At 51.2% G+C, this 11453-nt stretch carries 14 protein-coding genes; 6 read left to right on the forward strand and 8 right to left on the reverse strand.

What is annotated here, in order from left to right; all coding sequences use genetic code 11:
* Positions 1 to 39 precede the first annotated feature (39 nt).
* Together NA389_RS04680 and epmB are read right to left on the reverse strand one after the other, a co-directional pair.
* Positions 40 to 897 (reverse strand): YjeJ family protein, encoded by an 858-nt coding sequence (locus NA389_RS04680; RefSeq protein WP_001229227.1) that lies wholly within the window; start codon positions 895 to 897, stop codon positions 40 to 42.
* Between the two features lie 280 nt (positions 898 to 1177).
* On the reverse strand, positions 1178 to 2206 hold the full coding sequence (epmB, locus tag NA389_RS04685; protein WP_000940478.1) for an EF-P beta-lysylation protein EpmB: 1029 nt from the start codon (positions 2204 to 2206) through the stop codon (positions 1178 to 1180).
* Between the two features lie 40 nt (positions 2207 to 2246).
* On the opposite strand from epmB, the gene efp reads away from it, so the two are divergent.
* The 3 genes from efp to ecnB all read left to right on the forward strand — a co-directional run bounded on the left by efp (position 2247) and on the right by ecnB (position 3262).
* Positions 2247 to 2813, forward strand: a complete 567-nt coding sequence (gene efp, locus NA389_RS04690; RefSeq protein ID WP_000257282.1) for an elongation factor P — start codon at positions 2247 to 2249, stop codon at positions 2811 to 2813.
* 60 nt (positions 2814 to 2873) lie between these two features.
* A complete protein-coding gene (locus NA389_RS04695) occupies positions 2874 to 3008 on the forward strand; it encodes an entericidin A/B family lipoprotein (RefSeq protein WP_001670700.1) in 135 nt (44 codons plus the stop codon).
* Between the two features lie 107 nt (positions 3009 to 3115).
* On the forward strand, positions 3116 to 3262 hold the full coding sequence (ecnB, locus tag NA389_RS04700; protein WP_000239598.1) for a lipoprotein toxin entericidin B: 147 nt from the start codon (positions 3116 to 3118) through the stop codon (positions 3260 to 3262).
* Positions 3263 to 3292: 30 nt separating this feature from the next.
* Here the strand turns inward: ecnB and NA389_RS04705 are convergent, their stop codons facing one another.
* Complete coding sequence (locus NA389_RS04705) at positions 3293 to 3880, reverse strand: helix-turn-helix transcriptional regulator (protein WP_000912959.1); 588 nt, start codon at positions 3878 to 3880, stop codon at positions 3293 to 3295.
* A gap of 255 nt (positions 3881 to 4135) precedes the next feature.
* On the opposite strand from NA389_RS04705, the gene sugE reads away from it, so the two are divergent.
* Complete coding sequence (sugE, locus tag NA389_RS04710; protein WP_000118469.1) at positions 4136 to 4453, forward strand: quaternary ammonium compound efflux SMR transporter SugE; 318 nt, start codon at positions 4136 to 4138, stop codon at positions 4451 to 4453.
* 16 nt (positions 4454 to 4469) lie between these two features.
* Here sugE and NA389_RS04715 read toward each other — a convergent pair whose 3' ends face one another.
* The 5 genes from NA389_RS04715 to frdA all read right to left on the reverse strand — a co-directional run bounded on the left by NA389_RS04715 (position 4470) and on the right by frdA (position 8407).
* Positions 4470 to 5003: a lipocalin family protein gene (locus NA389_RS04715; RefSeq protein ID WP_001221670.1), complete on the reverse strand. Its 534-nt coding sequence runs from the start codon at positions 5001 to 5003 to the stop codon at positions 4470 to 4472.
* 110 nt (positions 5004 to 5113) lie between these two features.
* Positions 5114 to 5473 (reverse strand): fumarate reductase subunit FrdD, encoded by a 360-nt coding sequence (gene frdD, locus NA389_RS04720; RefSeq protein ID WP_000609650.1) that lies wholly within the window; start codon positions 5471 to 5473, stop codon positions 5114 to 5116.
* A gap of 10 nt (positions 5474 to 5483) precedes the next feature.
* On the reverse strand, positions 5484 to 5879 hold the full coding sequence (gene frdC, locus NA389_RS04725; protein WP_000208749.1) for a fumarate reductase subunit FrdC: 396 nt from the start codon (positions 5877 to 5879) through the stop codon (positions 5484 to 5486).
* 10 nt (positions 5880 to 5889) lie between these two features.
* Positions 5890 to 6624, reverse strand: coding sequence for a fumarate reductase iron-sulfur protein (frdB, locus tag NA389_RS04730; RefSeq protein ID WP_000829509.1), 735 nt, complete (start codon positions 6622 to 6624; stop codon positions 5890 to 5892).
* A complete protein-coding gene (gene frdA / locus NA389_RS04735; RefSeq protein WP_001192952.1) occupies positions 6617 to 8407 on the reverse strand; it encodes a fumarate reductase (quinol) flavoprotein subunit in 1791 nt (596 codons plus the stop codon). The genes frdB and frdA overlap by 8 nt, the downstream gene beginning before the upstream one ends.
* Before the next feature lie 322 nt (positions 8408 to 8729).
* Between frdA and epmA the strand changes: the two genes are divergently transcribed.
* Together epmA and yjeM are read left to right on the forward strand one after the other, a co-directional pair.
* Entirely contained in the window at positions 8730 to 9707 is a 978-nt protein-coding gene (epmA, locus tag NA389_RS04740) for an elongation factor P--(R)-beta-lysine ligase (protein WP_079917074.1), read from the forward strand.
* A 225-nt stretch (positions 9708 to 9932) separates the two neighbouring features.
* A complete protein-coding gene (gene yjeM / locus NA389_RS04745) occupies positions 9933 to 11435 on the forward strand; it encodes a glutamate/gamma-aminobutyrate family transporter YjeM (RefSeq protein ID WP_000149872.1) in 1503 nt (500 codons plus the stop codon).
* The last annotated feature ends 18 nt before the right edge of the window (positions 11436 to 11453 follow it).

Raw genomic sequence — 11453 nt, forward strand, 5'->3', positions numbered from 1 at the left:
AATCGTAACGCCCTCTGAAAGATTCAGAGGGCAATATGGTTAGCGTTTTTCCTGCGATGATGCCATGCGTAGATTATGCAACGCGCGCATGCATTGATCTTGCGTCAGACGCGCTGCTTTACCGGTTCCAAGCGTTCTGACAAAAACCTTACACGGTTTTCCTTCCAGCTTTTTAAGACGCGGGCTGAAATTCAGCAAGCGGCGTGATATCGCTTCAGCTTCTTTAGAGCCTGACTGACTACGGGTCTTAATGATGGTGCCGCAATCATGCGATTGTCCTGCCTCATCCGTATAACGATAAACGAGCGCTAAATAATGGTTATACAGATTATGTTTCCAGTCAGGCTGGTTATAGGTATCGAATTCGATATTACCGTTTTCCAGGCAGTCAGCATCGTATAATGGTAAAAAGTCCAGCATTGAAGAAATACGCAATGCGAGCTCACGCATTTCGGCATTATTAATGGCGTGAATAATAGCCATCACCAGAACTTCAACCTGCCATTCACCGACCTGTAAATCAAGATGGCTACCATTGTGCAGCTTTAACGTAAAGGTTAATACTTTTTCTGTATTATCGCTCAACGCTAAAGATTCAACACGCTGATTAACATCGGCGTTTTCCAGCTCTTCACGGAGTATTGCCGGAATATTCTCATGCATTTTAAGCACATGACTGCTTTTGGCTTTCTGGCGTTTTTCCTGCTCTTGTTCCGGAAGCGAGTGTTGTAAATAAAGCCGGTGTTCAAGGCCGATCAACAAGTCTCGCAGCGCGAGCACAGGAAAGAAAAGCAGTGTTTCTTTATTTCTCAGTGACTTCACCTTAAGCGCCAGCGCGATAAACTTATCATTGTGACGAATAACGCCGGTATTTAGTCCCTTAATCGTTAAGGCCATGTCAATTCTCCACAAATATAAAATAATTAAATGTTTTACTGCAATGTATTTGATATATAAATTGTTTATGCCGCCCTATAAAAAGGAGAACCAGTATAATTCGAAAATGCAGTACACGCTAAGCGAGTCCTAAAACGGACTTTATTGAAAAGAGAGTAGCGGAAAGGTGTATTTAACGAAGGGTATTTTATCGTCGCCAGAGGGTGAGGAGAATCGCGGGGGAATCTCCTCGTGATATTGCGCGGTAATATTTTCGTCGTCCCTGACGCGCCCGCGAGGATTAGCGCTGCCGAAGCTGTAAATCCAGCGGTGTTTTGCTCGGTTCGCCGCCGATTTCACGCGCCAGTCTTGGCACCATATAGCCGGATACCAGCGTGAGCAGTTCGCGCATGATTTGCCGGGCTTCGTCATCGGTGACCATAAAATGCGCGGCGCCCTGCACTTTATCCAGCACATGCAGGTAATAGGGCATCACTCCGGCGTCAAATAGCGCGTTGCTCAGATTCGCCAGCGTTCGCGCGTTATCATTCACGCCACGCAGCAGGACGCTCTGGTTGAGAAGCGTGACGCCCACGTGGCGCAGTTTCTTCATCGCCAGGCAGAACGCCTCGTCCACTTCATTGGCGTGGTTGATATGGTTCACCAACAAAATTTGCAGACGTGACTGGTCAAAGCGGGCGACCAGTTCGTCAGTAATGCGTGCCGGGATGACGATAGGCAACCGGCTGTGGATGCGTAGCCGCTTGACGTGCTTAATGGCTTCCAGTTGCGTGAGCAGCCAGTCCAGCTCATGATCTTTCGCCATCAGCGGATCGCCGCCGGAAAAGATGATCTCATCCAGTTCCGGGTGTGCGGCGATATACTCCAGCGCGACTTTCCAGTTGCGCTTATTGCCTTGATTCTCCGCATACGGGAAGTGACGACGGAAACAGTAGCGGCAATTTACCGCACATCCGCCTTTTACCAGCAATAGCGCCCGGTTTTGGTATTTATGCAATAATCCTGGCACCACGCTGTGTTGCTCTTCCAGCGGGTCGGTGGAGAAACCGGGGGCGACAATAAATTCATCCCGGGACGTCAGCACTTGACGTAACAGAGGATCGTCAGGGTTGCCCTTCTCCATGCGCGCAATAAAAGCGCGCGGCACGCGGAGGGCAAACAAGCGCCTGGCGTCCTGTCCTGCCCGGAGGTTTTCATCAGCTTCAATCTGTAAAAGATGCAGCAGTTCGTCGGGATTGGTCACAACATCGGCAAGTTGCGCTAACCAATCTTCTCGCAATGGGGTATTTAGGGTTACAATATGCGCCATTTTGTGGCTTAGCTACCAGTTAACAATTTCAGAGGGCCTTATGGCGACTTACTATAGCAACGATTTTCGTTCCGGTCTTAAAATCATGTTGGATGGCGAACCTTATGCGGTTGAATCCAGTGAATTCGTGAAACCGGGTAAAGGCCAGGCGTTTGCCCGCGTTAAGCTGCGCCGTCTGCTGACCGGCACGCGCGTTGAGAAAACCTTCAAATCGACCGATTCCGCTGAAGGCGCGGATGTAGTCGATATGAACCTGACTTACCTGTACAACGACGGTGAGTTCTGGCATTTCATGAACAACGAAACCTTCGAACAGCTGTCTGCAGATGCCAAGGCTATCGGCGACAACGCAAAATGGCTGTTGGATCAGGCGGAATGCATCGTAACCCTGTGGAACGGTCAGCCTATCTCTGTCACTCCGCCGAACTTTGTTGAACTGGAAATTGTTGATACCGACCCAGGTCTGAAGGGCGATACCGCAGGTACTGGCGGCAAACCAGCCACGCTGTCTACTGGCGCAGTGGTTAAAGTTCCGCTGTTCGTGCAGATTGGCGAAGTGATCAAAGTCGATACCCGTTCCGGCGAATACGTATCCCGCGTAAAATAATTTACGTTATCGGGAAAAATGGTGCAGCGTATGCTGCGCCATCCTATTTTTCGCGCCTCAATGATGAAACGCTTTATCTGCCTTGTCGCACTGGTTCTTCTTACCGGCACATTATTAACGGCATGTAATACCGCCCGCGGCTTCGGCGAAGATATTCAGCATCTTGGCCACGCCATCTCCCGCGCAGCCAGCTAATCGCTTCTCGTCTTCCTAAAATTAGTCGATCGCCCGTCATTTTCTGGGATGTTGTCTATTATTAAGTTGCTATACACAAACAACATTGGCTAGAAAAGGAAGACATTATGGTTAAAAAGACAATTGCAGCGATCTTTTCTGTTTTGGTACTTTCCACTGTATTAACTGCTTGTAATACCACGCGCGGCGTGGGCGAGGACATCTCGGACGGTGGTAGTGCGATCTCTGGCGCTGCAACCAGAGCTCAGCAGTAATCATCAACGGTACGGCATGGCGTCGTACCGTTAATCGATTTTCTCCGGAAGCATAAGAAAGGGAGAATACCGGTTATCCATATGAAGTTTCATACGGATATTACGTTTATAGGTGTAAACCGTTTTCCCGTGAATGCCAAGCGCATACGCAATCTCTTTATTGCTGGTGCCTTCCGTCCACATCGCGAGCACTTTTTCCTCCTGCGGAGAGAGCAATGGCGTGGCGCTTTCCGGCGCTTCCTGCAGTGGATGAGTATATAGCGCTCCTTTAATTCGTTGTGCAAGCTCATGTAAAGGCGTGTGTTTAGATAACACCGCATGACTGGCATATTGCGGTCTGTACGGCATATTCCCTGACTGTAATAATACCAACGGCGTCATCCTGCAGGCGGCAAAAAATGCATTGATAGGCTGCTCGGGTAAGGCATCGTTGAGAAAACCATATAAATCAGCGATAACCAGATGGGGCTTCCATTGCAGAATATGTTCTTTCGCCAGTATAAGGTTATTCATCCCGGATACCAGCAGTGAAGAACTGAGCACATCAGTGTGATTAAGCCAGGCCTCCATGCCCGTACGGGTAAAGTGGCATCGGTCTATCACTAAAATTTTCAACATAGTTTTTTGCACCCGGAAGTAGTAAAGCACTTTCTTTCCCAGAAGGCGTTCCATCATAGAGAACTCCTGTGGGCGCTAAATGCGAAAACTACGCGGCTTAAAAGGGCCAATTCCCGCCTTTAGACGGAAAAAAATAAAAAGGTTGAAATTCATTTTCTCTCAGGCAAGAATGGCTTTTCATCCGTATACGTTACAGGACGACCTGTAAACGCTATTCTCACCGGGGACGGCCCCATTAATTATCTGGAGCCTGCTATGTCCTGGATCATTCTATTAATCGCTGGTTTACTTGAAGTGGTATGGGCTGTCGGCCTGAAGTATACCCACGGTTTTTCTCGTCTGACCCCCAGTATTATCACCATTACGGCCATGGTTATCAGTATGGCGTTACTTTCCTGGGCAATGAAAACGCTGCCCGTTGGAACAGCGTACGCCATCTGGACCGGCATCGGCGCCGTCGGGGCGGCAATCACCGGTATCCTTCTGCTGGGCGAGTCTGCCTCACCGGCGCGTTTGCTCAGTCTTGGCTTGATCGTCGCAGGTATCATTGGGCTAAAACTCAGTGCGCATTAATTCGTCGCTGACATTGCTACGAACCTGATTGTTTTACCCAAATTAATTTATTGACGTCAAACCCCTCCCGGGTCGCGACGGCCAGCATTTGCTGTTTTATTTCCTCAGAAAGCGTTGGCGTGCGAGAGAGTATCCACAGATAGTCGCGATCCGGGCCGCACACCAACGCATGACGGTATTCCCGGTCAAGCGCAATCACGTTATAGCCGCCGTAGAACGGGCCGAAAAAAGAGACCTTGAGCGCGGCGCGGTTTGGACTACCGGTAAAATACGCTTTGCCTTCTGTTTTTTGCCACATTCCCCGATCCGGGTTATAGCCTTTATTGATGACATTAATCCCGCCATCGTCACGCAGACTATAGGTGGCCGTGACTTGTTCCAGTCCACGTTCAAATCGATGATCGAGGCGTGCGATCTCATACCAGGTGCCGAGGTAACGTTTGGCATCAAAGTTATTTACCACGGTAACGCCTTTAGGCGGAGTAGGCGAACTACAGGCGACGACCAGAAATGCGGCCGTAACTGCAGCAACGACGGGCAGAATGCGCATAAGATTTTCCTTCCAGTGTTTTTTCTAAGTGTAGAACCTGGCGGGAAAATGAGAGGCAGGAAAAGAAAAAACGCCCTCTTATCGGGTAGATAAGAGGGCATCGTGGCAACTTAGAGAGTGATAACGCCAATCGCTGTCACAACGGTCAGGATTGCCGCCAGACCGTAAAAGACCCATTTGCCCGCGGGCACGTGGATTTTCAGGTCATGCATCGCGTGGTGCATACGGTGTAGGCCACACCATAGCGGCAGCACAATCATCAGGAACAGAAAAACGCGACCAATAAAGCTTTGGGCGAACGTCAGTACGCGCTCAAAACTCAGGGCATCGCCCGGAAATAGCCCCAGCGGCAGCATGATGCCAACCAGTAGCACGATCACCGGCGCGATGATCGCGCCCCACATACCGCCTGCGCCAAACAGCCCCCAGAATACGGGTTCATCAGAACGTTTTGGGTTTGGATTAATCATCCGGGACTCCTTACCAGAACAGGGCAACATACAGAATGACTACGGTGACTACCGCAGTGACCACCCAAAGCCCTTTGATGATTGGCTCTGGCCCCATTTTTTCGTCTTTTACAATGATATTGGCCGCCTTCGGCGCCAGTTCAAACCAGGTTTTGGTGTGCAGCAGCGCGGCCGCCAGGGTGATCAGGTTTAAGATCACCACCACCGGGTTTTGTAAAAAGCCGACGAATCCCATCCAGGATTCCGCGCCGTGTTTGAGCGCAAACAGACCGAAAATCAGTTCAATACTGAACCAGACTGCCGGCACTGCTGTGCCTTCGCGCAGCATATAAAAGCGATAAAACGGCAGTTTTTTCCACCAGGTGGACGTCATCGGCCGCACATAGGGTTTGCGTTTAGTCGTCATGTTGCACTCCTTAGCGTGGTTTCAGGGTGGCGATAAGAAAGTCTTTCGAGCTTTCCACTTTACCCTGCTGAATGGCCGCAGCCGGATCGACATGTTTTGGACAGACTTCGGAGCAGTAGCCCACGAAAGTACAGGTCCATACGCCGTTCGGACTGTTCAACTGCGCCATACGCTCCTTCTTACCGTGATCGCGGCTATCTTCGTTATAGCGATGCGCCAGCGTAATCGCAGCCGGTCCGATAAACTCAGGATTCAGACCGAACTGCGGGCACGCGGCGTAGCACAGACCACAGTTGATGCAACCGGAGAACTGGTGATACTTCGCCATTTGCGCCGGGGTCTGGACATTCGGCCCCTGATCTGGCGTGCGAGAGTTGCCAATAATGTACGGTTTGATCGCTTCCAGGCTTTCGATAAAGTGCGTCATATCGACAACCAGATCGCGCTCAATCGGGAAGTTCGCCAGCGCTTCCACCTTCATACCGTTGGTGTAATCGCGCAGGAAGGTTTTACACGCCAGTTTAGGGACGTTGTTGACCATCATGCCGCAAGAGCCGCAGATCGCCATACGGCAGGACCAGCGGTAGCTCAGGTCTGGCGACAGGTTATCTTTGATGTAGCCCAACGCGTCCAGTAGCGATGTTGTTTCATCATAAGGAACTTCATAGAAAGCACTGTGCGGCGCGGTATCGGTTTCCGGGTTATAGCGCACCACCTCAACTTTCAGGTTTTTCATCTCAGCCATTCGCCTTCTCCTTCTTATCGGCTGCTTCCGCTTCACCGCCGTAAACACGTTTGGCTGGCGGCAGGGTGGTGATTTTCACGTCGCTGTATTCCAGACGGGTCGTGCCATCAGCATCGCGGAAGGCGAGGGTGTGCTTGAGAAAGTTCACATCGTCGCGCTCGGTACAGCCTTCATCCAGACGCTGATGCGCGCCGCGGGACTCTTTACGCGCCAGCGCAGAGTGCGCCATACATTCCGCCACGTTCAGACCATGACCCAGTTCGATGGTATACAGCAGGTCAGTGTTGAACACGCTGGAGGTATCGGAGATACGTACGCGCTTGAAACGTTCCTGAAGCTCGGCCAGTTTATCAATGGTTTTCTGCATCAGTTCCGGGGTACGGTAAATACCGCAACCTTCTTCCATAGACAGACCCATCTCATCGCGGATCTTCGACCAGTTTTCGTTGCCTTCCTGGTTCACCAGATTTTTCAGACGTTGTTCAATATCGGCAACCTGGGCGTCGAGCGCGGCGCTATTTGCGGCACCTGCCGTCGCAGCGCGTTCCATTGCTTGTTCGCCAGCCAGACGACCAAACACCACCAGTTCCGCCAGCGAGTTGGAACCGAGGCGGTTCGCGCCATGCAGGCCAACAGAGGAGCATTCGCCAACGGCAAACAGCCCTTTGACACGGCTTTCACAGTTCTGGTCGGTTTCAATGCCGCCCATGGTGTAGTGCGCGGTCGGACGTACTGGAATCGGTTCTTTAACCGGATCGACGCCGACATAGGCTTTCGCCAGTTCGCAAATGAACGGCAGACGTTCATGCAGTTTCTTCTCGCCGAGATGACGCAGGTCGAGGTGAACCACATCGCCGCGCGGCGTGGAGATGGTGTTGCCTTTACGCCATTCGTGCCAGAAAGCCTGGGATACTTTGTCGCGCGGCCCCAGTTCCATATATTTGTTTTTCGGCTCGCCCAGCGGCGTTTCGGGGCCCATGCCGTAGTCTTGCAGGTAACGGTAGCCATTTTTATTGACCAGAATACCGCCTTCACCGCGGCAACCTTCGGTCATCAGGATACCGGAACCTGGCAGGCCGGTCGGGTGATACTGAACGAATTCCATATCACGCAGCGGAACGCCGTGGCTCAGCGCCATGCCCATCCCGTCGCCGGTGACGATGCCGCCGTTGGTGTTATAGCGGTATACGCGGCCTGCGCCGCCTGTCGCCATTACCACGGCGTTGGCACGGATTTGCACCAGCGTGCCTTCCATCATATTCATTGCCACCAGGCCGCGCGCATGGTTGTCATCAACCAGAATATCCAGCACAAAATGTTCGTCAAAGCGCTGGATTTGCGGGAACTGCAGGGAAGTCTGGAACAGGGTATGCAGCATATGGAAGCCGGTTTTATCCGCGGCGAACCAGGTACGCTCGATTTTCATACCACCGAAGCGACGCACGTTAACGCTACCGTCCGGACGGCGGCTCCACGGGCAGCCCCATTGCTCCAGCTGCGTCATCTCAGTGGGACAATGGTGGACAAAGTAATCCACGACATCCTGCTCACACAGCCAGTCTCCGCCTGCTACCGTATCGTGAAAATGGTAGTCAAAGCTGTCATGATCCTGGGCGACAGCGGCTGAACCCCCTTCGGCAGCGACGGTGTGGCTGCGCATCGGGTACACTTTTGAGATCAGTGCGATTTTAGCATTGGGATTCGCCTGTGCGGCAGCAATTGCAGCACGTAATCCCGCGCCACCGGCGCCTATAATGGCAAGATCGGCTTGAAAGGTTTGCACGACATTCCTCCAGATTATTGTAATTTCACCCTCGCGCAGCCAGATAAAGCCTCTGGGTTCTGCGAAGTATGAATGCGTTTCCACTGCTCCTTTATGGGTACAACAGTATAGTCTCAGGGATGTCAGGGAAATTTGACGTGTTCGATTTTTTTAGCGTATCAGAGGGATGAATTATCATTGATTTTGATTAATTTAATTACTAAACCATCTGAAATCACTTTTTTTACCCTCCAGAAGGCACCCGATACGCCTGCGCAAAATTTGTTTCGCCCGCGCGTTGCGAGTAGACTTCGTGACCTTGTCTTAAACTGGAGAAAGAATCATGAGCGAAACGGCAACCTGGCAGCCGAGCGCGTCCATCCCCAATTTATTAAAACGTGCGGCGATTATGGCGGAAATCCGTCGTTTCTTTGCCGATCGTGGAGTGCTTGAGGTTGAGACGCCCTGCATGAGTCAGGCGACGGTCACAGACATTCATCTGTTCCCGTTCGAAACGCGTTTCGTCGGACCTGGCCATTCCCAGGGGATGAACCTCTATTTAATGACCAGTCCGGAATACCATATGAAACGCCTGCTGGCGGCAGGGTGCGGTCCGGTTTTCCAGCTATGCCGCAGTTTCCGTAATGAAGAGATGGGACGACATCATAATCCGGAATTCACCATGCTGGAGTGGTATCGCCCGCATTACGATATGTACCGCCTGATGAATGAAGTGGATGATTTGCTTCAGCAAGTGCTGGATTGTCAACCTGCGGAAAGTCTCTCCTATCAACAGGCGTTTCAGCGCCATCTGGAGATTGACCCGTTATCAGCAGATAAAACGCAACTGCGTGAGGCGGCGGCAAAGCTTGATTTAAGCAATATCGCTGATACGGAAGAAGACCGTGATACGTTGCTGCAACTGCTGTTCACGATGGGGGTTGAGTCGCATATAGGTAAAGAAAAGCCGACCTTTATTTATCACTTTCCGGCAAGTCAGGCATCGCTGGCACAAATCAGTACCGAGGATCATCGCGTCGCCGAGCGCTTTGAGGTGTACTACAAAGGTATTGAGCTGGCGAATGGTTTCCACGAACTGACGGACGCACGTGAGCAACAACAGCGCTTTGAACAGGACAATCGTAAGCGCGCCGCGCGCGGTCTGCCGCAGCAGCCGATTGACCAAAATCTACTGGATGCGCTGGCCGCCGGTCTACCGGATTGTTCCGGCGTGGCGCTGGGTGTTGATCGTCTGGTGATGCTGGCGCTGGGAGCAGAAAGCCTGGCGGACGTGATTGCTTTTACGGTCGATCGGGCGTAAATCTGAAATTCACTCTTTAGCGAGATAAAATGGCGCAATAAGCGCCATTTTGTAGCATATTTTTTCAATTATCCTCTGTTTGCCACAACATAAGGCTGGAACTTTGATGCCATTTAGGTATCAATCCTGTGTTGATTTTTTTATCGCTGACCTTTGTAAAAAAGAAGGCGGCGTCAATCGGTGAGCGGCGTCTGGCAAACGCGCTCGAGCGTAAGGGATGGTTGAATGACCCACACGATAAAAAAGATGAGCCTTATTGGGCTTATCCTGATGATTTTTACTTCTGTTTTTGGTTTTGCGAATAGCCCGTCGGCGTTTTATTTAATGGGGTATAGCGCAATCCCGTGGTATATATTTTCTGCCTTGCTGTTTTTTATACCATTCGCCTTAATGATGGCTGAAATGGGTTCCGCTTATCGCAAAGAAGAGGGCGGGATCTATTCGTGGATGAATAATAGCGTGGGGCCACGTTACGCGTTTATCGGCACGTTTATGTGGTTTTCATCGTATGTCATATGGATGGTAAGTACGGCGGCAAAAATTTGGGTACCGTTTTCTACTTTTGTTTTTGGCGCCGATATGACGCAGCACTGGCGTATTGCGGGGCTTGAGCCTACGCAGGTTGTCGGGCTGCTCGCCGTCGGCTGGATGATTCTGGTGACGTGTGTCGCCGCCAGAGGGATCAATAAAATTGCGCGAATTACGGCGGTCGGAGGTATTGCCGTAATGTGCCTTAATTTAGTTTTATTGTTAGTGAGTGTCGCTATTTTGTTATTAAATGGTGGGCATTTTGCACAAGAAATTAATTTTACCTCGTCACCGAATCCGGGTTATCACTCCGGCCTGGCAATGTTGTCATTTGTGGTCTTTGCTATTTTTGCTTACGGCGGTATTGAGGCTGTCGGCGGACTGGTGGATAAAACCGAGAAACCGGAAAAGAATTTTGCGAAAGGTATTGTTTTCGCGGCTATTGTGATTTCAATTGGTTATTCTTTGGCGATCTTTTTATGGGGCGTCAGCACTAACTGGCAACAGATATTAAGTAATAGCGCCGTTAACTTAGGGAATATCACCTACATTCTGATGTCGAGTTTAGGCACGACATTAGGTAACGCGTTAAACCTTTCTCCGGACGCAGCGATGACGGTGGGCGTCTGGTTTGCGCGTATCACCGGCCTTTCTATGTTTCTGGCTTATACCGGCGCGTTTTTTACGTTGAGCTATTCACCGCTGAAAGCCATTATTCAGGGGACGCCAAAAGCGTTGTGGCCCGCGCCGATGACGACACTAAACGCTAACGGTATGCCGGCGACCGCTATGTGGCTACAGTGCGTGCTGGTGAGTCTGTTTATTTTGCTGGTCTCTTTTGGCGGTGACACCGCATCGGCGTTTTATAACAAACTCACGCTGATGGCGAACGTCTCAATGACCTTGCCATACCTGTTCCTTGCGCTGGCATTTCCCTTCTTTAAAGCGCGTCAGGATCTGGAGCGGCCATTTGTTCTCTTTAAAACCAAAGCCTCTACCCTGGTCGCGACGGGTGTTGTGGTGCTGGTGGTGACGTTTGCCAACGTCTTTACCATCATCCAGCCGGTGATTGAAGCTGGGGACTGGGACAGCGCCTTGTGGATGATCGGCGGCCCGATCTTTTTCTCGCTGCTGGCGATGGCGATTTATCAGAATTACAGCAGCCGCATGAGCGCCGATCCGGAGTGGGCGGCGGAGTAAAGGCCGTATGCCGGATAA

This window comes from Salmonella sp. NW645 (assembly GCF_051703725.1).
Taxonomy (GTDB): Bacteria; Pseudomonadota; Gammaproteobacteria; order Enterobacterales; family Enterobacteriaceae; genus Salmonella; species Salmonella enterica.

Bases quoted from the DNA above. Each gene is read 5' to 3' on its own strand.
- NA389_RS04680 (WP_001229227.1), bottom strand. From the start codon at position 897: ATGGCCTTAACGATTAAGGGACTAAATACCGGCGTTATTCGTCACAAT.
- epmB (WP_000940478.1), bottom strand. From the start codon at position 2,206: ATGGCGCATATTGTAACCCTAAATACCCCATTGCGAGAAGATTGGTTA.
- efp (WP_000257282.1), top strand. From the start codon at position 2,247: ATGGCGACTTACTATAGCAACGATTTTCGTTCCGGTCTTAAAATCATG.
- NA389_RS04695 (WP_001670700.1), top strand. From the start codon at position 2,874: ATGATGAAACGCTTTATCTGCCTTGTCGCACTGGTTCTTCTTACCGGC.
- ecnB (WP_000239598.1), top strand. From the start codon at position 3,116: ATGGTTAAAAAGACAATTGCAGCGATCTTTTCTGTTTTGGTACTTTCC.
- NA389_RS04705 (WP_000912959.1), bottom strand. From the start codon at position 3,880: ATGTTGAAAATTTTAGTGATAGACCGATGCCACTTTACCCGTACGGGC.
- sugE (WP_000118469.1), top strand. From the start codon at position 4,136: ATGTCCTGGATCATTCTATTAATCGCTGGTTTACTTGAAGTGGTATGG.
- NA389_RS04715 (WP_001221670.1), bottom strand. From the start codon at position 5,003: ATGCGCATTCTGCCCGTCGTTGCTGCAGTTACGGCCGCATTTCTGGTC.
- frdD (WP_000609650.1), bottom strand. From the start codon at position 5,473: ATGATTAATCCAAACCCAAAACGTTCTGATGAACCCGTATTCTGGGGG.
- frdC (WP_000208749.1), bottom strand. From the start codon at position 5,879: ATGACGACTAAACGCAAACCCTATGTGCGGCCGATGACGTCCACCTGG.
- frdB (WP_000829509.1), bottom strand. From the start codon at position 6,624: ATGGCTGAGATGAAAAACCTGAAAGTTGAGGTGGTGCGCTATAACCCG.
- epmA (WP_079917074.1), top strand. From the start codon at position 8,730: ATGAGCGAAACGGCAACCTGGCAGCCGAGCGCGTCCATCCCCAATTTA.
- yjeM (WP_000149872.1), top strand. From the start codon at position 9,933: ATGACCCACACGATAAAAAAGATGAGCCTTATTGGGCTTATCCTGATG.